Annotated in this window: 18 protein-coding genes; 15 read left to right on the forward strand and 3 right to left on the reverse strand. The window is 60.2% G+C overall.

Annotated elements, in window-relative coordinates; translation table 11 throughout:
* Positions 1 to 2 precede the first annotated feature (2 nt).
* A complete protein-coding gene (locus tag AEP_RS00135; protein WP_087493517.1) occupies positions 3 to 1,556 on the reverse strand; it encodes a fumarate hydratase in 1,554 nt (517 codons plus the stop codon).
* Positions 1,557 to 1,725: 169 nt separating this feature from the next.
* On the opposite strand from AEP_RS00135, the gene acs reads away from it, so the two are divergent.
* Positions 1,726 to 3,720: an acetate--CoA ligase gene (gene acs, locus AEP_RS00140; protein WP_087493518.1), complete on the forward strand. Its 1,995-nt coding sequence runs from the start codon at positions 1,726 to 1,728 to the stop codon at positions 3,718 to 3,720.
* Positions 3,721 to 3,817: 97 nt separating this feature from the next.
* Here the strand turns inward: acs and AEP_RS00145 are convergent, their stop codons facing one another.
* The gene (locus AEP_RS00145; RefSeq protein WP_087493519.1) at positions 3,818 to 4,129 is read right to left on the reverse strand and encodes a c-type cytochrome; all 312 of its coding nucleotides are present in this window, start codon (positions 4,127 to 4,129) and stop codon (positions 3,818 to 3,820) included.
* A gap of 100 nt (positions 4,130 to 4,229) precedes the next feature.
* Here AEP_RS00145 and AEP_RS00150 point away from each other — a divergent pair, with 100 nt between their 5' ends.
* From AEP_RS00150 to AEP_RS00200, 11 genes are all read left to right on the forward strand, one after another.
* Positions 4,230 to 4,475: a TIGR04438 family Trp-rich protein gene (locus tag AEP_RS00150; protein WP_087493520.1), complete on the forward strand. Its 246-nt coding sequence runs from the start codon at positions 4,230 to 4,232 to the stop codon at positions 4,473 to 4,475.
* A 62-nt stretch (positions 4,476 to 4,537) separates the two neighbouring features.
* Positions 4,538 to 6,394: a dihydroxy-acid dehydratase gene (ilvD, locus tag AEP_RS00155; RefSeq protein WP_087493521.1), complete on the forward strand. Its 1,857-nt coding sequence runs from the start codon at positions 4,538 to 4,540 to the stop codon at positions 6,392 to 6,394.
* A gap of 48 nt (positions 6,395 to 6,442) precedes the next feature.
* The gene (gene lgt / locus AEP_RS00160; RefSeq protein WP_087493522.1) at positions 6,443 to 7,255 is read left to right on the forward strand and encodes a prolipoprotein diacylglyceryl transferase; all 813 of its coding nucleotides are present in this window, start codon (positions 6,443 to 6,445) and stop codon (positions 7,253 to 7,255) included.
* A 140-nt stretch (positions 7,256 to 7,395) separates the two neighbouring features.
* Positions 7,396 to 8,064 (forward strand): GntR family transcriptional regulator, encoded by a 669-nt coding sequence (locus tag AEP_RS00165; protein WP_087493523.1) that lies wholly within the window; start codon positions 7,396 to 7,398, stop codon positions 8,062 to 8,064.
* The gene (locus AEP_RS00170) at positions 8,061 to 9,554 is read left to right on the forward strand and encodes a malonyl-CoA decarboxylase domain-containing protein (RefSeq protein WP_087493524.1); all 1,494 of its coding nucleotides are present in this window, start codon (positions 8,061 to 8,063) and stop codon (positions 9,552 to 9,554) included. The genes AEP_RS00165 and AEP_RS00170 overlap by 4 nt, the downstream gene beginning before the upstream one ends.
* A 43-nt stretch (positions 9,555 to 9,597) precedes the next feature.
* Positions 9,598 to 10,623 (forward strand): Bug family tripartite tricarboxylate transporter substrate binding protein, encoded by a 1,026-nt coding sequence (locus AEP_RS00175; RefSeq protein WP_087493525.1) that lies wholly within the window; start codon positions 9,598 to 9,600, stop codon positions 10,621 to 10,623.
* Positions 10,624 to 10,631: 8 nt separating this feature from the next.
* Positions 10,632 to 11,450: an enoyl-CoA hydratase/isomerase family protein gene (locus AEP_RS00180; RefSeq protein ID WP_087493526.1), complete on the forward strand. Its 819-nt coding sequence runs from the start codon at positions 10,632 to 10,634 to the stop codon at positions 11,448 to 11,450.
* A gap of 55 nt (positions 11,451 to 11,505) precedes the next feature.
* Entirely contained in the window at positions 11,506 to 13,038 is a 1,533-nt protein-coding gene (locus AEP_RS00185) for a malonate--CoA ligase (protein ID WP_087493527.1), read from the forward strand.
* Between the two features lie 110 nt (positions 13,039 to 13,148).
* On the forward strand, positions 13,149 to 14,279 hold the full coding sequence (locus AEP_RS00190; RefSeq protein ID WP_087493528.1) for an FIST signal transduction protein: 1,131 nt from the start codon (positions 13,149 to 13,151) through the stop codon (positions 14,277 to 14,279).
* A 17-nt stretch (positions 14,280 to 14,296) separates the two neighbouring features.
* Entirely contained in the window at positions 14,297 to 17,872 is a 3,576-nt protein-coding gene (locus AEP_RS00195; protein ID WP_198301873.1) for a response regulator, read from the forward strand.
* Positions 17,873 to 17,887: 15 nt separating this feature from the next.
* Complete coding sequence (locus tag AEP_RS00200; protein ID WP_087493530.1) at positions 17,888 to 18,958, forward strand: HD domain-containing phosphohydrolase; 1,071 nt, start codon at positions 17,888 to 17,890, stop codon at positions 18,956 to 18,958.
* Between the two features lie 45 nt (positions 18,959 to 19,003).
* Here the strand turns inward: AEP_RS00200 and AEP_RS00205 are convergent, their stop codons facing one another.
* Complete coding sequence (locus AEP_RS00205; RefSeq protein ID WP_087493531.1) at positions 19,004 to 19,447, reverse strand: universal stress protein; 444 nt, start codon at positions 19,445 to 19,447, stop codon at positions 19,004 to 19,006.
* A 104-nt stretch (positions 19,448 to 19,551) separates the two neighbouring features.
* On the opposite strand from AEP_RS00205, the gene AEP_RS00210 reads away from it, so the two are divergent.
* From AEP_RS00210 to ccoN, 3 genes are all read left to right on the forward strand, one after another.
* The gene (locus AEP_RS00210; protein ID WP_087493532.1) at positions 19,552 to 21,912 is read left to right on the forward strand and encodes a heavy metal translocating P-type ATPase; all 2,361 of its coding nucleotides are present in this window, start codon (positions 19,552 to 19,554) and stop codon (positions 21,910 to 21,912) included.
* Positions 21,913 to 21,914: 2 nt separating this feature from the next.
* Positions 21,915 to 22,052 carry a cbb3-type cytochrome oxidase assembly protein CcoS gene (ccoS, locus tag AEP_RS00215; protein ID WP_087493533.1) on the forward strand — a complete coding sequence of 46 codons (138 nt, stop codon included), beginning with the start codon at positions 21,915 to 21,917 and terminating at the stop codon, positions 22,050 to 22,052.
* 100 nt (positions 22,053 to 22,152) lie between these two features.
* Positions 22,153 to 23,586, forward strand: coding sequence for a cytochrome-c oxidase, cbb3-type subunit I (ccoN, locus tag AEP_RS00220; protein WP_087493534.1), 1,434 nt, complete (start codon positions 22,153 to 22,155; stop codon positions 23,584 to 23,586).
* Positions 23,587 to 23,591 lie beyond the last annotated feature (5 nt).

Genomic DNA, 23,591 nt, shown 5'->3' on the forward strand with positions numbered 1-23,591 from the left:
GCTTAGCGCGAAGTCACAGGGATGTTTTTGAATTCGCCCGTCGCAATTTTCTTTTGCCATTCCGCGGGGCCGGTGATGTGCGCGCTGGTGCCACCTGAGTCCACCGCCACAGTGACGGGCATGTCGACCACGTCGAACTCGTAAATGGCTTCCATGCCCAGGTCTTCAAAGCCCACCACCTTGGCGTGCTTGATGGCTTTGGAGACGAGGTAGGCGGCGCCACCCACGGCCATGAGGTAAGCGCTCTGGTGCTTCTTGATGGATTCAATAGCGACCGGTCCACGCTCGGCTTTGCCCACCATGGCGATCAGGCCGGTTTGCGCCAGCATCATTTCGGTAAAGCCGTCCATGCGGGTGGCCGTGGTAGGGCCGGCGGGGCCCACCGCTTCGCCTGCCACGGGGTCTACCGGACCCACGTAATAGATGACACGGTTGGTGAAGTCCACAGGCAGCTTTTCGCCTTTGGCCAGCATGCCTTGTATGCGCTTGTGTGCGGCGTCGCGGCCCGTCAGCATCTTGCCGTTCAGAAGCAATGTCTGGCCGGGTTTCCAGCTGGCCACTTCAGCGGGTGTCAGGGTGTTCAAATCCACGCGCTTGCTCTTCTGGGTGTCGGGTGTCCAGTTGACGTTGGGCCACAGATCCAAGCTTGGCGGGTCGATGTAGACGGGGCCGGAACCATCCAACACAAAATGGGCGTGGCGGGTAGCCGCGCAGTTGGGGATCATGGCCACCGGCTTGCTGGCGGCGTGGGTGGGGTACATCTTGATTTTCACATCCAGCACGGTGGTCAGGCCGCCCAGGCCTTGAGCGCCTATGCCCAGGGCATTGACCTTCTCGTACAACTCAAGGCGCATTTCCTCCACCTTGTCCAGTGCTTCGCCGCGGGACGACTTGGCCTGCAACTCGTACATGTCCAGGTCATCCATCAGGCTTTCTTTGGCCATGAGCACCGCCTTCTCCGCGGTGCCACCGATACCGATTCCCAGCATGCCGGGTGGGCACCAGCCTGCGCCCATGGTGGGCACAGTTTTCAGCACCCAGTCGATAACGCTGTCGCCGGGGTTGAGCATGATCATCTTGCTCTTGTTCTCGGAGCCACCGCCCTTGGCGGCTACGGTCACTTCGACGGTATTGCCCGGGACGATCTCGGTAAAGATCACAGCAGGTGTGTTGTCCTTGGTGTTCTTGCGCAGGAATTCTGGGTCCGCCACCACCGAGGCGCGCAGGGTGTTGTCAGGATGGTTGTAGCCCCGACGAACGCCTTCGTTGATGGCGTCGTCCAGGCTGCCGGTAAAGCCTTCCCAGCGCACGTCCATACCGACCTTGAGGAACACGTTCACGATCCCGGTGTCCTGACAGATGGGGCGATGTCCGGTGGCGCTCATCTTGCTGTTGGTCAGGATCTGGGCGATGGCATCTTTCGCGGCTGCGCTCTGCTCGCGCTCATAGGCGCGGGCCAGATGGGCAATGTAGTCGGCGGGGTGGTAATAGCTTATGTACTGCAGCGCGGCGGACACGGATTCGATCAGGTCAGCCTGGCGGATAAAGGTGGTCATGGTCTGTCTCTTTGGAGAAGTGGAAAGCGGAGAAACGCGAACCTCTTGAGTTTAGCGAATGACTCTCTCGCCATCCTGACGGCCGGGCTTGACCTGCGTCAGTCAGTGATTTGTAAGTGCATGGGATAACCATTCGCGCAGTTTTTAATAATTCCGAGGAGACAAACCCGTGAGCGCTTCCACCTCTGCCATTGAGTCCGTCCTGGTTGAAAACCGGGTCTTCCCGCCCAGCGAAGCCACCGTCAAAGCGGCCCGCATTTCGGGCATGGAGGGCTACAACGCCCTGTGTGCGGAGGCTGAGAAAGATTTTGAAGGTTTCTGGTCTCGACTGGCCAAAGCCAATGTGGTTTGGAACAAGCCATTCACACGCACACTCGACGAATCCAATGCACCTTTCTACAAGTGGTTTGACGATGGCGAGCTGAACGCCTCCGCCAACTGTCTGGACAAGCACATCGGCACGCCTACAGAAAACAAAGTGGCCGTGATCTTCGAAGCCGATGACGGCAAAGTCACCAAGACCACCTACAAAGAGCTGCTTGCCCGAGTCAGTCAATTTGCCAACGCCTTGAAGGCCGATGGCATCAAGAAAGGCGACCGCGTACTGGTCTACATGCCCATGACGCTGGAGGGCGTGATCGCCATGCAAGCCTGCGCCCGTATCGGCGCCACCCACAGTGTGGTGTTCGGCGGCTTCTCTGCGAAAGCATTGCAGGAGCGCATCATTGACGCAGGCGCGGTGGCTGTCATCACCAGCAACTACCAGATGCGCGGCGGCAAAGAGTTGCCTCTGAAATCCATTGTGGACGAGGGCATTGCCATGGGTGGCTGCGAGTCCATCAAGACGGTGTATGTGTACCAGCGCACCCAGACCGCATGCAACATGGTGGCAGGGCGCGACAAGACCTTTGATGAAGCACTGGCCGGCCAGAGCACTGACTGCGCCCCCGTGCCTGTAGGCGCTGAGCACCCCTTGTTCATCCTTTACACATCGGGTTCAACCGGCAAGCCCAAGGGTGTGCAGCACTCCACCGGCGGCTACCTGCTGTGGGCCAAGCTCACCATGGACTGGACGTTTGACCTGAAGCCGGAAGATGTGTTCTGGTGCACGGCCGATATCGGCTGGATTACTGGCCACACCTACGTGGCCTACGGCCCCTTGGCCGCTGGCGCCACCCAGATCATTTTTGAAGGCGTGCCAACTTTCCCGAACGCGGGTCGCTTCTGGCAAATGATTGAGCGCCACAAGTGCACCATCTTCTACACAGCGCCCACGGCAATCCGTTCGTTGATCAAGGCTGCAGAGGCTGATGCCGCTGTGCATCCGGATCGTTCTGACCTGTCGTCCTTGCGCATTCTGGGATCAGTGGGTGAGCCCATCAACCCCGAAGCCTGGATGTGGTACTACAAGAACGTGGGTCACGAAAAGTGCCCGATTGTGGATACCTTCTGGCAAACCGAAACCGGCGGCCACATGATGAGCCCCATGCCAGGTGCCACACCTTTGGTGCCCGGTAGTTGCACTTTGCCATTGCCCGGCATCATGGCTGCCATCGTGGATGAAAGCGGCAACGAAATGCCCAATGGATCCGGTGGCATTCTGGTGGTGAAGCGCCCATGGCCCTCGATGATCCGTACGATCTGGAACGATCCTGAGCGCTTCAAAAAGAGCTACTTCCCTGACGAGCTCAAAGGCTATTACCTGGCCGGCGACGGCGCAGTGCGTAGCGCGGACCGCGGGTACTTCCGTATTACGGGTCGTATCGACGACGTTCTCAACGTGTCCGGTCACCGTATGGGTACCATGGAAATTGAGTCTGCGTTGGTTGCCAAATCCGATCTGGTTGCCGAGGCCGCGGTGGTGGGCCGTCCTGATGACCTGACGGGTGAGGCCATTTGTGCCTTCGTGGTGCTCAAGCGCTCCCGTCCTGAAGGCGACGAGGCCAAGGCAATTGCCAAAGAGTTGCGTGATTGGGTCGCCAAGGAAATCGGCCCGATTGCCAAGCCCAAGGACATCCGCTTCGGCGAGAACTTGCCTAAAACCCGTTCCGGCAAGATCATGCGCCGATTGCTGCGTTCGCTGGCCAAGGGCGAGTCCATCACGCAGGACACCAGCACGCTGGAAAACCCGGCGATTCTGGATCAGTTGGGTCAAGCCTACTGATGCCTCCTTGCGAACGGGCAACTTTCAAGTTGCCCGTTGCCGGGCACAAAAAAAAGCCGCTGGTGACAGCGGCTTTTTTTCCTTAGTGCTTGAGTGATCAGTTCAGGGATAGCACCCAAGCAGCCAGTTTCTTGGCTTCGGCTTCATTCACCTGGGCGTTGGCAGGCATGTAAGCGGTGCCCCATACGCCGCTGCCACCTTTCATGATTTTGGTGGCCAAGCGGTCAGCGGCAGCTTTGTCGCCCTTGTATTTGCCGGCCACTTCTTTGAATGATGGGCCCAAGACCTTCTTGTCCACCATGTGGCAAGTCATACAGTTTTTGGCTGTGGCCAAGGCTTGGTCTGCCCACGCTGCAGGCGCCATTGCCATCAGGGTTACTGTCACACTGCGCAAGAAAAATTGTTTCATCACGAGCCTCTCGGGTTTGGATACCATCTCCACAACGGGATTGTAGTAACGCACGTTGACCCCCCAGCAGAAACAGGGGCAACGCATTGGAGCAACGACGATGTACTTTTTGGGTTTGGGTTTGATTCTTCTGGTGATGAAATACATGCTCATCGAACCGGTGGCCAACTGGGCATGGTGGCAAGTATTGATTCCTTTTGCATTGGCAATTGCCTGGTGGGCATGGGCGGACAGCTCGGGTTACACCAAGCGTAAGGCCATGGACAAAGAAAATGCGCGCAAACAGGCCCGCATTGACCGCCAGCGGGAAGCCATGGGCCTTCAAGGGTCTAAAAAACGCCGATGACAGGGGCTGGGGGATAATTACCCCCGCTTTCTCACCGTTCAACCGAATCTCAATTAATCACCATGCCAGCTTACCGTTCCAAGACATCCACTGCCGGCCGCAATATGGCGGGCGCTCGCTCTTTGTGGCGCGCCACCGGTATGAAGGATGCCGACTTCAGCAAACCCATCATTGCCGTGGTGAACTCCTTCACCCAGTTCGTGCCTGGTCACGTACACCTGAAGGACTTGGGCCAGTTGGTGGCGCGTGAGATTGAGGCTGCGGGCGGTGTGGCCAAAGAATTCAACACTATTGCCGTGGATGATGGCATTGCCATGGGCCACGACGGTATGTTGTATTCGCTGCCCAGCCGCGACGTGATTGCCGACTCGGTGGAGTACATGGTCAACGCGCATTGCGCCGATGCCATGGTGTGCATCTCCAACTGCGACAAGATCACCCCCGGCATGTTGATGGCCGCCATGCGACTGAATATTCCTGTGGTGTTTGTGTCCGGCGGCCCGATGGAGGCTGGCAAGGTGAAGCTGCTGAACCCTACGACCCAGAAAATCGAGTTCAGAAAGCTCGACTTGGTTGACGCCATGGTGATGGCGGCTGACGACAAGGTCAGTGATGCCGACGTAGCTGAAGTGGAACGCTCTGCCTGCCCGACCTGCGGTTCCTGCTCCGGCATGTTCACCGCCAACTCCATGAACTGCCTGACGGAAGCGCTGGGTTTGTCTTTGCCCGGCAACGGCACTGTGGTGGCCACGCATGCTGACCGCGAGCAACTGTTCAAGCGTGCCGGTCACCTGGTGGTGGAGTTGTGCAAGCGCTACTACGAAGAGGAAGACAGCAGCATCCTGCCGCGCTCCATGGGTTTCAAGGCGTTTGAGAATGCGATCGCGCTGGACATTGCCATGGGTGGCTCCACCAACACCATCCTGCACATCCTTGCCATTGCGCAGGAAGCGGAAATCGACTTCACCATGGCCGACATTGACCGCATGTCCAAAATCGTGCCGCAGCTGTGCAAGGTAGCCCCTAACACCAACAAATACCACATCGAAGACGTGCACCGCGCTGGCGGCATCATGGGCATTCTGGGTGAGCTGGACCGCGCAGGCCGCTTGCACACTGACGTGCCCACCGTACACAGCAAGACCATGAAGGACGCGCTCGATCTGTGGGATATTGCACGTAACCCATCGGACACGGTCAAGACCTTTTACATGGCCGGCCCCGGTGGTATTCCCACCCAGGTCGCGTTCAGCCAGGCGGCCCGTTGGCCCAGCCTGGACACCGACCGCGCAGAAGGCTGCATCCGTTCGTTCGAACATGCTTTCAGCAAAGAAGGCGGCTTGGCGGTACTGGTCGGCAACATCGCCCTGAACGGCTGTGTCGTCAAAACCGCCGGTGTGGATGACAGCCTCTTGGTGTTCGAAGGTCCTGCCCATGTGGTGGAGTCGCAAGACGAAGCCGTGGCCAACATCCTGGCCGACAAGGTCGTGGCAGGTGACGTGGTTATCGTGCGTTATGAAGGCCCCAAGGGCGGCCCCGGCATGCAAGAAATGCTGTATCCCACCAGCTATATCAAGTCCAAGGGTTTGGGCAAGGCCTGCGCCCTGTTGACCGATGGCCGTTTCTCGGGTGGTACCTCAGGGTTGTCAATCGGTCATGCTTCGCCTGAAGCCGCTGCCGGTGGCGCGATTGGCTTGGTTCGCAATGGCGACCGCATCCGCATCGACATCCCCAATCGTTCCATCAATGTGTTGGTCTCTGATGAAGAGCTGGCAGCGCGCCGTGTAGAGCAGGACAAAGTCGGCTGGAAGCCTGCCCAGCCCCGCCCACGCAAGGTGACTGCTGCCCTCAAGGCCTACGCCAAGCTGGTCATGTCTGCCGACAAGGGCGCTGTGCGCGACCTGTCCTTGCTCGACTAAACCTACCCGCCCGGGGCCCTCACAGGCTCCGGGCGCATTTGTTTCCCCATGCTGATCCATCCCCAAATTGACCCGGTTGCATTGCAGCTCGGGCCGGTCGCTGTGCACTGGTACGGGCTGACCTACCTCGTGGCCTTCGGGCTTTTTTTGTTTCTGGGGTCCCGCAGATTGCGGCACGCGCCGTTCGCGGCAGTGCAGGGCAGTGGAGCCTGGTCGTTCAAGGATGTGGAAGACATCCTGTTCCTGGGCGTATTGGGCGTAGTGCTCGGCGGGCGCATCGGGTACTGCCTGTTTTACAAGCCCGCGTATTACGCCGCCCATCCCCTGGAGGTGTTGTTCGTCTGGCAGGGCGGCATGAGTTTTCATGGCGGCATGCTGGGTGTGATTGCGTCCATGGTCTGGTTTGCGGTGTCCCGTAACAAGCCCTTCTGGCAGGTGGCGGACTTTGTTGCGCCTTGCGTGCCTACCGGCCTGGCATCCGGCCGGGTGGGTAACTTCATTAACGGTGAGCTGTGGGGCCGGGTCGCCGATCCGTCCTTGCCGTGGGCCATGCTGTTCCGTGATGGTGGCCCGTTGCCGCGGCACCCCTCACAGATTTACCAGTTCTTGCTCGAAGGGATGCTGCTTTTTGTGCTGCTATGGTGGTACGCCAGCAAACCGCGCAAGCAGGGGCAGGTGGCTTCGGCCTTTTTGTTCGGCTATGGCGTGTTCCGATTCATTGCCGAGTTCTTCCGGGAGCCGGATGCGCATCTCTTGTGGCTGCAGCAGCAAACCGGCATGAGCATGGGCCAATGGTTGTGCGTGCCCATGATTGCGGGCGGCGCAGCCTTGTGGGCATGGGCAGCTCGCAGATCCCACTGATATCCAAGACAAACCGGGTCGCGCCCCGAGGGTAAATACGGGGCTCAAAAGAACGGCATCTCTTTACCATTGCTTGTAATTACACGTAATTATGAAAAATTACGTAGCACTTATCAGCCTTGTGGAGCCCGACCCAACCCATGCGAGCCGTACCCAATTCACTGCATGACGACGTAGCCGACCGGCTGCGCTCCCGCATCTTTGAAGGGGCTTTGCACGCGGGCGCGTTTATTGACGAAGCCGCGCTATGTACCGAGTGGTCGATCTCGCGCACACCGTTGCGGGAGGCACTCAAGGTACTGGCCGCGGAGGGTCTGGTGCGCCATGAGCCCCGCCGCGGTAGTTTTGTCAGCGAGGTCACGGAACAGGATCTGGATGAGATTTTTCCGGTGATTGCACTGCTCGAGGGGCGTTGCGCCTTCGAGGCCACCCGCAAAGCCACTGCTGCAGACATTGCTGCGCTGGATACTTTGCATGACAGCCTGCAGGCCCACGCAGCGGCGCGCCGCATCCCCGACTACTACGCCGCCAATTACAGCATCCATGAGGCCATCATCACCCTGGCGGACAACCGCTGGCTGGCCCAGGTGATTGCGGATTTGCGCAAGATCCTCAAGCTGGCCCGCCTGCAGCAGCTGCATGCCCCCGGCCGCTTGGAGCAGAGCCTGAGTGAGCACTTGGCCGTGTTTGCCGCCATTCGTGCCGGGGATGCCGATGCGGCCGATGCCGCCATGCGCAACCATTTGATGCGCCAGCGTGATGCCTTGCGGGAGCTGGCCCGCCACGGAAAGAGCAGGTTACTCGCATGACTCAGGACTCCTGGATCAACCGCAATGTGGCCCGCCTGCTGCCGCGCAGCTTTAAGGAAAATACGGCTCCGGCGCCCGCGGGATCTGCGCAAGCAGCTCCTAAAAAAATAGCAAGCGAGGGGGCGCCTCCGGTAACCAAGCGTGCCGGTGCCCGCAGCACGCGCGAGCGCCTGCAGGCCACGCTGCGCCAGGGGGATGAGGCCTTGTCACCCCGCGTCTTGCGCCGCATCCTGCAGGAATTGCAAGCCGTTATTGATGAGCGGGTCAGTGAGGTCGAAGGTGGTCGTCGCGCCGCAGCCCTGATGGCTTGGTACGCCGGTGCCACACCCGCCCGGCGGCTGGACCTCTGGTTGCTGATGAGCGAAATGTTTGTCGCCGACCCGGTCAAGGCCCAGGCCGCTCAAGCCAAGTTTGCGGCCGCCTTGGGCACGCCGGACGAGGCAGCCGCCGAGGTGCACTACCGCCGCGCTACCGTCTCTCCACGCCGGCGCCTCTTGCAGCGCTTCAGTGCAGACGCCACCGGCATTCGCTTTCTGGTCAACCTGCGGGCAGAGATGCAGTCCGCCGTCAAAACCGACAAGCGCTTGCAGGCGCTGGACGTGGAGATGGAATACATGTTCTCCACCTGGTTTGATGTGGGTTTCCTGGAGCTGCGGCGTATCAGCTGGGATTCACCGGCTTCGCTGGTTGAGAAGCTCATCAAGTACGAAGCGGTGCACGACATCAAGAGCTGGGCAGACGTGAAAAACCGTCTGGACTCGGATCGCCGCTGCTACGGCTTCTTCCACCCCCGCTTGCCGGATGAGCCCCTGATTTTTGTGGAAGTGGCGCTGGTGGATGCGCTCACCGATTGCATTACGCCGCTCCTGGACGAGTCCGCCGACGCGGCTGACCTGAACGCTGCCACGACGGCCATTTTTTACTCCATCAGCAACACCCAGGACGGGCTGCGTGGTGTGAGCTTCGGGGACTCGCTGATCAAGCGCGTGGTCGAAACCCTCAAGGCAGAGTTTCCCCAGCTCAAGACCTTTGCGACGCTCTCGCCCATTCCCGGCTTTCGCGGCTGGTTGCAGAAGAACGCAACGGCCCAGCTTGAGCAACTGGACGACAAAGCCCGCGAAGAGTTGGGCCGCGCCTCCGGTTTCGAGCCCGTTACGACCGCGCACTTTCTGGCGGCGGCCGAGTCACCCCTGTCTCTCAAGCCCGGCTCACCGGTGCAGCACATGCTGATGCGCTGCGCTGCGCAGTATCTGGGCCGCGAGACTGTGCATGGCAAGCCGCTAGATCCGGTGGCGCGCTTTCACTTGGGTAACGGTGCGCGGGTCGAGCGGCTGAACTGGGCGGGAGATCCGTCGTCCAAAGGCATCAAGCAGTCCTACGGACTGATGGTGAATTACCTCTACGACCTCAAGCGGCTCGACAAGCACCGGGAAGGGCTGGCAAGCGGCCGCATTCCGGTGGCCAGCGCGGTGAGCAATCTGTTTTTTTAGTGTGTGCGAACGGTACTTCCATTAATACGAGCAGGAGACAAACATGGCTAATGACAACACGCTTTTTCCATTCCAACCCGATGCAGCGCTAAGCCGTCGCAGTCTGCTGGGCGCGGGTACCGCGGCCGCCACCGCTTGGGCACTGGCTCCGGCAAGCGCTCTCGCGCAGGCCAAGTGGCCCGCCAAGCCGGTCACGCTGGTGGTGCCTTTTCCGGCCGGTGGCGGTACCGATGCTTTTGCGCGCCCCATGTCGGCGCAGTTTTCCAAGCTCACCGGTACCCAGCTGGTCATTGACAACCGCGGCGGTGCAGGCGGCACCCTCGGCGCCGGCATTGCAGCCAAGGCACAGCCCGATGGCTACACCCTGTTCATGGGTGCGGTGCACCACGCGATTGCGCCCAGCATGTACCCCAAGCTGGACTACGACATCGAGAAAGACTTCATCCCCCTCGCGCTGGTGGCCAACGTGCCCCAGGTGCTGGTGGTGAATCCCAAGAACGTACCCGGAGACTACAAGGCGTTTCTGGCGCAGGTCAAAGCCAGCCCCGGCAAGATGAACTACGGCTCCGCAGGTGGCGGCACCTCCCACCACCTGGCGGGCGAATTGTTCAAGCAGCAGACGGGCACCTTCATCACCCACATTCCCTACCGCGGCGCCGGTCCGGCTCTGCAGGATTTGATGGCGGGCAGTGTGGACATGATGTTTGACGGACTGGGTTCATCCGCCAACCACATCAAGGGTGGACGCATCAAGGCGCTGATGGTGTCCGGCACCAAGCGCAGCCCGGCCTTCCCCGATGTGCCCTGCGCGGCCGAACTTGGCCTGCCCAACTACACCGTGACCACCTGGTATGGCTTGTGGGCACCCAAGGGCACACCCGCCGATGTGCAGGCGCGTGTGGTGGAAGAGGTGAACCGCCTCTCCGCGGCCGAAGAGATCAAAACCGCGTGGGCCAACAACGGTGCCGAGTTCGGCAAGCTCACCCCTGCGCAATTCGGCACTTTTGTGAGTGCTGAAATCAAGCGCTGGGCGGCAGTCGTCAAGGCCTCCGGCGCCAAACTCGACTGAGGGGCGACATGGCGGGTGGTATTGCAATCGAGCAGGACGCTTTCGGCACCCCCGGGGTCTGGCGGCTGACCTTGACCCACACGGGCAAGTTCAACGCCATGTCCCGCAGCATGTGGACGGAGTTGAGGGCGGTGTTTACCGCTGTGCAGCAGGACGCCAGTGTGCGCTGTGTGCTGTTGCAGGGCGACCGAGGGCATTTCTGTTCCGGGGGCGACATTGCCGAGTACCCGTCCTTCCGCTTTGACGAGGCGCAGCTGCGCCACTTCCATGAGCAAGAGGTGTGGGGCGGTTTGCAGGCCATGCTGGATTGCGATGTGCCCATCGTCGCGCGCATCGAGGGCAACTGCATGGGCGCGGGCATGGAAATCTCCAGTTGCTGCGACCTTCGCCTGGCGGCTGACACCGCCCGCTTCGGTGCGCCGATTGCGCGTTTGGGTTTTCCCATGGCGCCGCGGGAAGCTGCCTTGGTGGGGCAGGTGGCGGGCGCCACCGTGGCACGCGCCATGCTGCTCGCCGCCGAGGTGTTTGACGCTGCCGCCATGCTGGGTCACGGCTTTTTGACCCGCGTGCACACGACAGACACGCTGGACGATGCCTGCCGCGATGTGGCCGTTCGCATCGCCGGTTTGGCGCCACAGGCCGCCCGCTTGAACAAACAGACACTTCGGGCAGTAAATCGGCCCCTGGCGCCCGTGGAATATGCGCAACCAGCTCCTGAATTGATAGCAAATGAGCAGGCGGGCGTCGACCCTTACGCCTACGCCGACTCCGCTGAACACCGGGAAGGCATTACCGCCTTTCTGGCCAAACGCCCGCCGGTGTTCTAGCCCGGTCCCGCACTGCCAACTTTCCCACGTAATCATGAACGTTTGAGATCCCGTTATGAACACACTCTTCACCGACCACAACCTTTTCACCGCGCTGCGTGCTGCGTTCCCCGCTGACCTGGATGCTGTTGCGGTAGAGACAGACAGTGGCTTGCACTATTCCTGGCGCGACCTGGACGAGGCCACCGCCATGGTGGCCAACCTGTTCGGCTTTCTGGACCTGCCGGCGGGTACCCGCGTCGCGGTGCAGGTGGACAAATCAGTGGAGGCACTGGTGCTGTATCTGGCCACGCTGCGGGCGGGCTTGGTGTACCTGCCGCTCAACACGGCCTACCAGAGCGCGGAGATGGACTACTTCATCAGCGATGCCAAACCGGCGGTGCTGGTGTGTGCAGGCCGCAACTTCGGCTGGCTGAGCAAAATGGCGTTTCTGGCCGGCACGCAGTACGTGTTTTCGCTCAATGACGACCGCACCGGCACGCTGCTGGAGCGGGCATCCAAATTTCCACGCACCCACACGCCGGTGCCGCGCGCTGCCAACGATCTGGCCGCCATCATTTACACCAGCGGTACCACCGGCCGCAGCAAGGGCGCCATGCTCAGCCATGGCAATCTGCTGAGCAATGCCCGCGTACTGCAAACGTACTGGGACTGGAAGGAAGGCGATGTGCTGATCCACGCTTTGCCTATCTTCCACGTGCATGGCTTGTTTGTGGCCATTCATGGCGCGCTGATCAATGGCAGCAAGATGCTCTGGTGCGCCAAGTTCGAGCCGCAAACGGCCTTGCGCATGATGGCCCGGGCCACGGTGTTCATGGGCGTGCCCACGCTGTATGTGCGCTTGCTGGCCGAGGCGGGGCTGAACACCCAGTCCACCCGGAACATGCGCCTCTTCATATCGGGTTCCGCCCCCATGCTGGTGGATACGCACCGCCAGTGGCAGGCGCGCACCGGCCACACGATTCTGGAACGCTACGGCATGTCGGAAACCGTGATGCTGACTTCCAACCCCTGTAAACCGGGAGACGGTGAGCGGGTGGTAGGCACCGTTGGGCAACCACTGCCGGGTGTGCAGTTGCGGGTACGTGACGAGTCCGGCCGTGACGTCAAGGCGGGTGACACCGGCGGCATCGAGGTGAAGGGCCCCAATGTGTTCCAGGGCTACTGGCAGATGCCGGAAAAAACAGCGCAGGAATTCACCGCCGATGGCTTCTTCAAGACCGGGGATGTGGGCCATGTAGATGCCAAGGGCTATGTGACCATCGTCGGCCGCAGCAAGGACCTGATCATCAGTGGTGGTTACAACGTCTACCCGGCTGAGATTGAGGGCTATATCAACAACCTCCCCGGTGTGGACGAAAGCGCAGTGGTGGGTGTGCCGGATGCCGATTTTGGTGAGGTGGGCGTGGCCGTCGTGGTGCCCAAGGCCGGTCACCAGGTGGACGGTGCACAGGTGGTTGCCACCTTGAAAGGCATGTTGGCCAACTTCAAGGTCCCTAAACGCTGCGTGGTGGTGGATTCCTTGCCGCGCAACGCCATGGGCAAGGTGCAAAAGAATCTTTTGCGCGACCAGTACAAGGCGGCTTAGAATACGGTAAATTTGTTAAGTGTGAGATAAATGCCAATTTCTGTGCATTTGTCTCGCAAGCGTCGTATCATGACTACGGGCTGCAAATTCCAACATACCGGAGCCGACGCATGCAAGTATCTCAAGCCACATGGCGCACCAGTTCTCCAGCTGCGGAGGGCTTTTCTGCCATGGCTGCATCCGGGCCCCAATGGGTGCTGGCTTTCGGCAATGAAGACCTTTTGCGCTCTGCCCAGCCCGAACTGAGCAAGGCCTTTGCCGGTGCTGTCCTGATGGGGTGCTCCACAGCCGGCGAAATTTCCGGCGACGGGGTGGCCGACGATTCTTTGGCGCTGACAGCCGTCCGCTGGGACTCCACCTGCATGCAGCCCGCCGCCACAGACCTCAAAGACATGGACGATTCCTTTGACGCGGGTGTTCGCCTCGCGTCCGGTTTGCCGCGTGATGGTCTGCGTGCCGTGGTCGTGCTCGGGCAGGGCGTCCAGATCAATGGCAGTGCATTGATCCTCGGCATGTCGCACGTGCTGGGCGCGGATGTGCCGATTGTGGGCGGTCTGGCCGGCGACGGCGCAGCCTTCGTGCGAACCGTGGTGCTGGATCACACGGGCGTCAGTGCCACCCGGCTGGTGTGTGCCGGCCTGTATGGCAGTGACCTGCAGGTGTCTCACGGGGTGTATGGCGGCTGGTCAGCCTTTGGCCCCGCTCGGCGGGTGACGAAAGCCCGCCGCAATGTGCTTTTTACCCTGGATGGCGAGCCGGCGTTGGCGACTTACAAACGCTATCTCGGGGAGCACGCCAAAGATTTGCCTGCGTCCGGATTGCTGTTCCCGTTCTCGGTGGTGTCGGCAGGCGGTAAAGAGGAAGGTTTGTTGCGCACCATTCTCGGTATCGATGAAGCGGAGGGCAGCATCACTCTGGCCGGCGACGTGGAGGAGGGCGGTTACCTGCGCATGATGCAAGCAGGCACTGACGCGCTGGTGAATGGTGCAGAGCAAGCTGCCCAGGGACTGAAGATCCAACAGGCTGACGGACTGGCCTTGATGGTGAGCTGCGTGGGACGCAAGCTGGTCATGGGTGGGCGTGTGGATGAGGAAGTAGAAGCCGTGGCTGCCGTTGTAGGAAAAGGACCGACTCTGGCCGGTTTTTATTCGTATGGTGAAATCAGTCCGGCGCACAATGGGGCGCAGTGTCTCCTGCATAACCAGACGATGACCATCACCTATTTTTCGGAATCGGCATGACAGAGGCGGGGCGTCCCTTGCATCACAAATTGCTGGCCAGGCAGGTCAAACGGAACCTGGGGTTGGACCCGCAGGCTTGGGCCACTGTGCAGCAGGAGCTTGCAGGTTTGCAAGAGGGCGTACCGCTGTCCCCGGCTGCCTTGCAGGCGATCAAAGGCCTCGGGCCTTTGATGCATCAAGTGGAAGAGGCCTACCTGCAGAACGACCGGGACCTCGAGCTCAAAAGCCGCAGCCTCGAACTCAGCTCTGTCGACCTGACCGCCAGCAACACGCGCCTGCGTGATGAACTGGAGAGCCGCACGCGTGCCATGGACTCCCTGCGCGCCACGGCATCGGCACTGATGGCGCAGGTCGATCTGGATCATCCGCCCCTGATCGACGATTCTCTGGAATCCTTGTCGGAGCTGATGGGCACATTGGTGCGCCAGAAGGAAGACAGCCAGAAGGACTTGCAGTTCGCCCTGACCGATTTGGCCAACCAGAAGTTCGCGCTGGATCAGCACGCAATCGTGAGCACCACGAACGCGGCGGGTGACATCGTTTACGCCAACGACAAGTTCTGCCAGCTCAGTGGTTACTCCCGCGGGGAGTTACTGGGCCAGAACCACCGGATGATCAATTCGGGCGTGCAGGACAAGGTGTATTTCACCAACCTGTGGGCTGTCATCTCGTCAGGCAAGGTCTGGCGGGGTGAGATTTGCAATCGCTCCAAGTCCGGCCAGCTTTATTGGGTGGACGCCACCATCGTGCCTCTCAAGGACGAGAGCGGTACACCCAATATGTATATCGCCATCCGCACGGATATCACGGCCCGCAAGCGCATGGAAGTGAACATCAAGGCCGCCGAAGCGCGCCTGCGGCACATCACCAATACGCTGCCCGGCGTGGTGTTCCAAGTCCATGTAAGCGAACGCGGTCAGCGCTACACCTTTGTGAATGACCGCATCCAGGAAGTGCGGGGCATCAGCGTGCAACAGCTGCTGGATGACCCCAAGTCCGCCTCGAGGCAGGTGCTGGAAGAAGACTGGCCCCTGGTGCGCGACGGCATTTATCTGGCAGCCCAGCGGCGTGAGGCGTGGCAGGGCGAATACCGCATTCAATTACCCAACAAGACCATACGTTGGATCCGCACCGAGGTCAGCCCCGAGCCTGAAACCGGGCAGGATGGAGCCACCATATTCACGGGCATCTGGCAGGACGTCACGCTGGCCAAAGAGGCTGACGAGCGTCTGCGCGAGGTGACCCGGCACATACCGGTGGCGGTATTCCAGTATTTCGTGACCAAAGGCGGCTTGTTCAAGATTGCCTTCATGAGCCATGCCGCCGAAACCATGATGGGGGTGCGCACTGAGGTGATGACCACCGACTCCAATGCGTTTTTGCAGTGTGTACACCCGCAAGATCGCACGTCGGTGGCGCAGTCACTGGTCGAAGCTTCCGCTGCTGGTGCTCCTTGGGGCATGGATTTCAGGATGGTCAATGCCCAGACCATGGAGATTTTCTGGGTACGCGGAGAGTCTCAACCGCAGCACAAGGCCAACGGCCATATTGTGTGGAACGGCTTCCTGACCGATGTCACCCAAGCCCGTCACATCTCCGAAGAGTTGCAAAAGGCCAAGGACGCGGCGGAGGCGGCCAATCACGCCAAGTCAGATTTCCTGGCCAACATGAGCCATGAAATCCGCACGCCCATGAACGGGGTGATCGGCATGACCGAGCTGCTGCTGGACACCACACTGGACGCTGAACAACAGGAATACCTGAACATCGTGAAGTCCTCGTCCGAAGCCTTGCTGCGGGTGATTAACGACATTCTGGATTTCTCCAAGATTGAAGCCGGCAAGATGGACATTGAGTCCATTCCCTTCAACCTGGAACGCACGGTGGCCGACACCCTCAAGACCGTAGTGCTGCGCGCCCATGACAAGGGGCTGGAAGTGGTCTGGGACGTGGCCCCTGATGTGCCGCGCGCACTGGTCGGCGACCCGGGCCGCTTGCGCCAGGTGCTGGTCAATGTATTGGGCAACGCCATCAAGTTCACCGAGCGCGGCGAAGTGGTGTTGCGGATCCGCCAGGAAATGGCGTCCAACGGAAAACCCCTGCTTCACCTCGCTGTGAGCGACACCGGTATCGGCATTCCCGCCAACAAATTGGGCAGCATTTTTGATGCGTTCTCCCAGGAGGACAGCTCCACCACCCGCAAGTACGGTGGCACGGGATTGGGCTTGACCATCTGTGCACGCCTGGTCGAGGGCATGGGTGGAACGATCTGGGTGGAAAGCACACCGGGGCAGGGCAGCGTGTTCCACTTCACCGTGGCGCTGGTCAAAGATACCTCTGCGCCTGTAGAGACCGCAGCCTTGATCCGGTTGGATGGCCTGCACATCCTGGTGGTCGACGACAACCTGGTCAACCGTGAAGTGGTCTGCGGCATGCTGCACTCCTTCGGGGCCCGCACCAGCCAGGCGGATTCCGGCCGCGCGGCGCTGGATTGGCTGAGTCAACAAACCGCTGCGAATGCGCAGGTGCCCTGCGATCTGGTGTTGCTGGATGGCCAGATGCCTGAGATGGACGGATTCTCAACCGCGCCCTTGGTCCGTGGCCTCCCCAATTGCAGCAGCTTGCCCATGGTGCTGCTGTCGTCCGCCGGCATGAAAGGCGACGGTCAACGTTCACGCCAGGTGGGTATCGCGGGCTACCTGTCCAAACCGATTGCGCGGCAGGACTTGCTGCAGATGGTTTCAGGCGTCTTGCAATTGCACAAGGTGCGGCCCGAGGTGCTGGTCACCCGCCATTCCATCCGTGACTCCCATCCGGTGCTGGACATCCTGCTGGTGGAGGACCACGCCATCAACCAGAAACTGGCGGTTACCTTGCTGCAACGCTGGGGGCATCATGTGGACGTGGCCGGCAACGGACAAATTGCACTCGACATGCTGCCCAAACGGCCGTACGACCTGGTCCTGATGGACATGATGATGCCGGTGATGGATGGGCTGGAAGCGACCCGCCACATCCGGGCCAATGAGCGCGGCCGACGCATTCCCATCATTGCCATGACGGCCAATGCCATGGAGTCGGACCGCAATCTCTGCCTCGAAGCCGGCATGGATGACTACATTGCCAAGCCCATCAAGTCGGAGGAGCTGCAACAGAAAATCTTGCAACTCTCTCACGCTGGGCCCGAAGAGCCTGATGCAGAAGAGAGTGGGGATATTTCGCCCTCCATCCTGGCGATGCTGGACCAAGGAAATTTCGATTACGCCCAAGCATTGAGAGAGGCGGATCAGGAAATGGTGGATATCGTGGCGGATGCCTTCATGGAGCAATGGCCCAGAGACAAAGAACGGCTGGGTAATTTGGCTGCAGCGGGTGACTTCAACGGTTTACTGCACGTGGCGCATGCCCTGAAGGGAACTCTCGCCCTTTTCGGTGCTGCACCTGCCAGTAATCTCGCGCATCGCCTGGAGGCCATGGCTGCTTTTGCGGACAAGGCTTCAGTAGGCGGTGTCGTGGAGCCTCTGATACATGAGGTAGAGCGCCTCATGGTGATTTTGCGCAACCGGTCTGCCGGGTTCGGCGGTCAGATTTAAGGCGATACTGTGACCATGCAGGAAGTACTGATCATTGACGATACCGAAATCAATCTGATTCTTTTCGGCGCGCTGATCAAAAAGCTGGACAACTGTCAGAGCCACAGCTTCGCCAGCCCCTTGGACGGACTGGCATGGGCTGCGACGCACACCCCTGACTTGGTGATCGTGGATTACATGATGCCGGACATCGATGGTCTGGAATTCATCCAACGCTTCCGGGCGCTGCCTAATTGCGCGGACGTGCCCATCCTGATGATCACGGCCAATGACCAGAAGCAGGTGCGTTACCGGGCACTGGACTCGGGTGCCAACGACTTTTTGGCCAAGCCGGTCGACAAGGTCGAGTTCCTGGCCCGCGCCAAAAACATGCTGAGCTTGAGCAGCGCACGCCGCAAATTGGCCGACCACGCCGAGTGGCTGTCGTCCGAAGTGCGCAAAGCGACCGAGGTGATTTTGCAGCGTGAGCGAGACACCGTCTTCCGACTGTGCAAGGCAGCTGAGTTCCGTGACCCGGAAACCGGCGCGCACATCCTGCGCATGGCGCACTATTCCCAGCTGATTGCCAAGAAGCTGGGTTTGCCGCCGGAAGAACAGGAGCTGTTGCTTGAAGCTGCCCCCATGCACGACATCGGCAAGGTGGGCATTACCGACAACATCCTTTTGAAGCCCGGCCGGTTGGATGCCGCCGAGTTTGAGATCATGAAGCAGCATGCTGCATTCGGATACGAACTGCTGAAGAACAGCAACTCACGGGTGCTGCAGGCGGGGGCGGAAATCGCGCTGGGCCACCATGAAAAGTACGACGGCAGCGGCTACCCGCAAGGCCTCAAAGGCGAGGCTATTCCGATCTTCAGCCGCATCGTCGCGGTGGCAGACGTGTTTGATGCTTTGACCTCGGAGCGCCCCTACAAAAAAGCCTGGTCCCTGGAGCAGGCGGTGGACTTTCTAAACGCCGGCTCTGGCACTCACTTTGATCCCCGATGTGTGCAAGCCTTCCTGGACGGGTTTGACGACGTCTTGGCGATTCGCGACCGGTACCAGGAAGAGGAAGAGTTCTCTTTCACCCCTTCTAAACTGCTCTGATTTCAGGAGCAGTCCGCGCACATTGCACGGGCGCTAGAGCCACATTTACTTCAAAACCAGCACAGGAATGGTTGCGTGGGTGAGCACATGCTGGGTTTCACTGCCCAAGAGCAGTCGCTTGATGCCCTTGCGACCGTGGGACGCCATGATGACCAGATCGCAACTGTGCTTCTTGATGGTGGCCAAGACTGCGTCTGACACCACATCGGATCGTACGACGATTGCTTTGGTCGCCACCTTCTTGGATTCCGCGGTCTTTTTGACAGCGTCGACCACTTTCTGGGCAGCGTCGCTCCAGGCTTTTTCTACCTGCTTGATGTCGTCGCCGGCCAGCGCGATACCTCCATCGAAATAGCTTTGGGGGTAGCGGGGCACCACTTTGAGTGCAACGAGTTCGGCGCCGCACAGACCTGCCAAGGAAATTGCGGTGCTTACGGCCTTTTGAGAAAGTTTGCTGCCGTCGGTGGTGACAAGAATGCGTTGGTACATGCTGATGCTCCTGTGTTGTGAGCATTCAGGTTACGCCGTTCATCCCTGAAAGTCTTGATTTGCATCAAGGTTCGTTCGGCTCCTGCCGCTCAGAATCCTCTGCAATGATGAGTAACTCGGCCCTTCCTCCCACCTCTGTGCTTTTGGACAGGGATTCTCTTGCCGTGGTCGACAGTCCGGCAGAGTGGGCCGCCTTCAGCCGCGAGTCAGGTACAGAGCCCGGCTGCTGGGATTCGAATATCGTGGTCGAAGGCATGCACTGCGCCGCCTGTGCCATGACCATAGAGGATGCTTTGCGCAGCGTGCCCGGCGTGCAGGAAGCCCGGGTGAGTGCGGCCAGTCAGCGCGCGCAAGTGCGCTGGTCGCAAGACCAGGTCAAGCCTTCAGAGTGGATGCACGCGGTTCAAGCTGCCGGTTACCGCGCAGTGCCTGCGAACGATGTGTTCGCCTTGGAGCGACGCAAAGCCGAATCCCGCAAAGCACTCTGGCAGTGGCTGGTGGCGGGTCTGTGCATGATGCAAGTAATGATGTATGCGTGGCCCGCCTACCAAGCGCGCCCCGGCGACCTGACCGGCGAGTACGAGCAATTGCTGCGTTGGGCCTCGTGGGTTTTGTCGTTGCCGGTCATCTTGTTTTCCTGCGGCCCGTTTTTCCGCAAGGCGTGGGCGGATGTGCGCCACGCCCGCATCAGCATGGACTTGCCCGTGGCCATCGGAATGGGGATCACGTTTGCTGCCAGCACTGCGGGTACTTTTGATCCAGACGGTCTGTTCGGACGCGAGGTGTATTTCGACTCGCTCACCATGTTTGTGTTCTTTTTGTTGACAGGCCGCTGGCTGGAGCTGCGCTTGCGCGACCGCACAGCGGGTGCGCTGGAGGCGCTCATGAACCGCATGCCCGACAGCGTGCAGCGCAGGGCTGCCGACGGCAGTTTTGAGCGTGTGGCGGTGCGTCGCCTGGTGGTGGGTGACCTGATGCAGGTGCACGCCGGCGAGACCTTTGCCGCCGATGGCGTGATCGAGCAGGGGCACACCCTGGTGGACGAATCCTTGCTGACCGGTGAGTCGCATGCTCTGCAGCGCGGTTTGGGGCAGGGCGTCATTGCAGGCAGCCACAACCTGTCGGGCACTGTGCTGGTGCGGGTGCAAACCTTGGGGGAGTCCACCCGTTTTGCCCAGATTCTGGCCCTCATGGAAAGTGCCTCCCTCACTAAGCCCGGCGCGGCGCAGATGGCCGACCGTTGGGCCAAACCCTTTTTGATCGGCGTGCTGCTCGCTGCTGTGGGTGCCGCCATCTGGTGGTGGCCGACCGACCCTGCCCATGCCTTGATGGTGGCGGTAGCAGTGTTGGTGGTGACCTGCCCTTGTGCTTTGTCGCTTGCGACTCCAGCGGCCATGCTGGCGGCAGCAGGAAACCTGGCCCGCAACGGGCTACTGGTCCGCAGCTTGCCCGCCTTGGAAACTCTGGCGGCTGCCGATACCGTGGTGTTTGATAAAACCGGGACTCTGACCCGCGACGCGATGGCTCTGCAAACGGTCGCGTGTCGTGCTGGCGTTAACCGGGCTTCTGCCTTGGCCGCTGCCGCCGGACTGGCCTCGCAGTCCCTGCATCCGCTATCAAGGGCGTTGGTGCTGGCTGCGGAGCGCGAAGGCATATGCCCCCTGCGCGTAAACGACTCGCACGAAGTGGCAGGGCAGGGGGTAGAAGCGGATATCAGCATGGAATTGACGATAGATGGTCTCTTGGAGGGGCGCTTCCGCTTGGGGGGCGCATCGTTTTGTGGCGGTGTTTCGCCAGAGTTGCTATCGGCTGAGGCGCAAGGTCCGGTCGTGCACCTGAGCGATGATTCAGGCTGGGTGGCCAGCTTCCATTTGCAAGAAGAAGTGCGTGAAGATGCCGTGCAGGTGGTGCGCACCTTGCAAAGCATGGGAATAGGGGTGCATCTCTTATCCGGCGACCGTGTAGAAGCGGCCCGCACCATGGCCAGCCGATTGGGCATCGCTCATGTGCGTGGCGCTTGCTCGCCGTCGGACAAGCTGGCCTACATGCAGCAGCTGCAGGCTGACGGGCACGTGGTGGCCATGGTGGGCGACGGGCTGAACGACGGGCCGGTGCTGGCAGGCGCCCATGTGTCATTTGCCTTCGGGCGCGCGGTGCCGATTGCGCAATCGCGATCTGATTTCGTAGCCATGGGTGACAAGTTGGCCAGCGTGAGCAGCGCATGGATGCTGGCCCGCAAAACCATGCAGGTGGTGCGCCAGAACCTTTGGTGGGCCTTGGCCTACAACGCAGCTTGCATTCCTTTGGCCGTAGCGGGCTATTTGCCAGCGTGGCTGGCCGGTTTGGGCATGGCCTGCAGCTCCTTGCTGGTGGTGTTGAACGCCTTGCGCCTCTCTGCGCCCTTGAGTTCGCCTGCCCCTTCCGGAGCGCACACGGCGCCTCTCTTTCCACTCACCCAGGAGTAATCATGGACATCTTGTATTTGTTGGTTCCCCTGTCGGTGGTGCTGGTGTTTTTCATTCTGGCAGGTCTCTGGTGGGCCATTGACCGCGGCCAGTTCGAGGACATCGAATCCGAGGGTGAGCGCATTTTGCGCGAACCCTGAAAAAGGTTCCCCGCTTTTTCTCTGCCGGTTGATTTGGGTCAACCCGCGTTTGTAAAGCCCGGCAGACACTTGCTTTGAAGTAATCCAAGAAGAGGTAAATATGGCATTTCCAAATCAGCAGGCGACGGTGTACAACGATACCGTTGTGCGCCAGTTCGCCATCATGACCGTGGTCTGGGGGGTGGTCGGCATGTTGGTGGGCGTGATCATCGCCGCCCAACTCGCCTGGCCCGAACTCAACTTCGGTATTCCGTGGCTCACCTACGGGCGCTTGCGCCCGCTGCATACGAATGCAGTGATTTTTGCGTTCGGCGGTTGCGGCTTGTTCGCTTCTGCCTATTACGTCGTGCAGCGCACCTGTCACGTGCGCATCTTCAGCGACAAGCTGGCCGCATTCACCTTCTGGGGTTGGCAGCTGGTGATCCTGGCAGCAGCCATTTCTCTGCCATTGGGTTACACCTCCGGCAAGGAATACGCGGAGCTGGAATGGCCGATTGACATCCTGATCACACTGGTCTGGGTGTCGTTCGCGGTGGTGTTTTTCGGAACCGTCGGAACCCGCAAGGTCAAGCACATCTATGTAGCCAACTGGTTCTTTGGTGCGTTCATCATTGCGGTGGCCATCCTCCACTTGGTGAACAGTGCAGCGATCCCCGCGGGCTTCATGAAATCGTATTCCGCCTACGCTGGTGTGCAAGACGCCATGGTTCAGTGGTGGTACGGCCACAATGCTGTGGGCTTCTTCCTGACCGCCGGCTTCCTGGGCATGATGTACTACTTCATTCCCAAGCAGGCAGAACGGCCTGTGTACAGCTACCGCCTGTCCATCGTCCACTTCTGGGCGCTGATCTTCACTTACATGTGGGCGGGTCCACACCACTTGCATTACACCGCCTTGCCGGACTGGACCCAGTCTGTCGGCATGGTGTTCTCCCTGATTCTGTTGGCACCCAGCTGGGGCGGCATGATCAACGGCGTAATGACCCTGAGCGGCGCATGGCACAAACTGCGTGACGACCCCATCCTTCGCTTCCTGATCGTGTCCTTGTCCTTCTACGGCATGTCCACTTTCGAGGGCCCCATGATGTCCATCAAGACCGTGAACGCCCTGAGCCATTACACCGACTGGACTGTGGGCCACGTGCACTCCGGCGCCTTGGGTTGGGTGGGTCTGGTGACCATGGGTTCCATGTACTACCTGATTCCCCGCCTGTTCGGCCGCAAGCAGATGTACAGCGTCAAAGCGATTGAGTTGCACTTCTGGACTGCCACTATCGGTATCGTGATTTACATCGCTGCCATGTGGATTGCCGGTGTGATGCAAGGCCTGATGTGGCGCGCCATCAACCCTGACGGCACCTTGACCTACACCTTCGTGGAGTCGGTGAAAGCGACCTACCCCTTCTATGTGTTGCGCTTGTTGGGCGGCCTGCTGTACCTCGGCGGCATGCTGATCATGCTCTGGAACACCCTGATGACTGCTACTGCAGGACGCGCCAATACCGTGGCCATTCCCGCAGCAGCCCACGCTTAAAAGGA

Origin of the sequence: Curvibacter sp. AEP1-3 (genome assembly GCF_002163715.1) — a bacterium.
Lineage (GTDB): Bacteria > Pseudomonadota > Gammaproteobacteria > Burkholderiales > Burkholderiaceae_C > Allorhodoferax.

Bases quoted from the DNA above. Each gene is read 5' to 3' on its own strand.
- lgt (WP_087493522.1), top strand. From the start codon at position 6,443: ATGCTGATCCATCCCCAAATTGACCCGGTTGCATTGCAGCTCGGGCCG.
- AEP_RS00205 (WP_087493531.1), bottom strand. From the start codon at position 19,447: ATGTACCAACGCATTCTTGTCACCACCGACGGCAGCAAACTTTCTCAA.
- AEP_RS00165 (WP_087493523.1), top strand. From the start codon at position 7,396: ATGCGAGCCGTACCCAATTCACTGCATGACGACGTAGCCGACCGGCTG.
- AEP_RS00180 (WP_087493526.1), top strand. From the start codon at position 10,632: ATGGCGGGTGGTATTGCAATCGAGCAGGACGCTTTCGGCACCCCCGGG.
- AEP_RS00210 (WP_087493532.1), top strand. From the start codon at position 19,552: ATGATGAGTAACTCGGCCCTTCCTCCCACCTCTGTGCTTTTGGACAGG.
- AEP_RS00150 (WP_087493520.1), top strand. From the start codon at position 4,230: ATGTACTTTTTGGGTTTGGGTTTGATTCTTCTGGTGATGAAATACATG.
- AEP_RS00170 (WP_087493524.1), top strand. From the start codon at position 8,061: ATGACTCAGGACTCCTGGATCAACCGCAATGTGGCCCGCCTGCTGCCG.
- ccoS (WP_087493533.1), top strand. From the start codon at position 21,915: ATGGACATCTTGTATTTGTTGGTTCCCCTGTCGGTGGTGCTGGTGTTT.
- AEP_RS00185 (WP_087493527.1), top strand. From the start codon at position 11,506: ATGAACACACTCTTCACCGACCACAACCTTTTCACCGCGCTGCGTGCT.
- AEP_RS00145 (WP_087493519.1), bottom strand. From the start codon at position 4,129: ATGAAACAATTTTTCTTGCGCAGTGTGACAGTAACCCTGATGGCAATG.
- ccoN (WP_087493534.1), top strand. From the start codon at position 22,153: ATGGCATTTCCAAATCAGCAGGCGACGGTGTACAACGATACCGTTGTG.
- ilvD (WP_087493521.1), top strand. From the start codon at position 4,538: ATGCCAGCTTACCGTTCCAAGACATCCACTGCCGGCCGCAATATGGCG.
- AEP_RS00135 (WP_087493517.1), bottom strand. From the start codon at position 1,556: ATGACCACCTTTATCCGCCAGGCTGACCTGATCGAATCCGTGTCCGCC.
- AEP_RS00190 (WP_087493528.1), top strand. From the start codon at position 13,149: ATGCAAGTATCTCAAGCCACATGGCGCACCAGTTCTCCAGCTGCGGAG.
- AEP_RS00200 (WP_087493530.1), top strand. From the start codon at position 17,888: ATGCAGGAAGTACTGATCATTGACGATACCGAAATCAATCTGATTCTT.
- AEP_RS00175 (WP_087493525.1), top strand. From the start codon at position 9,598: ATGGCTAATGACAACACGCTTTTTCCATTCCAACCCGATGCAGCGCTA.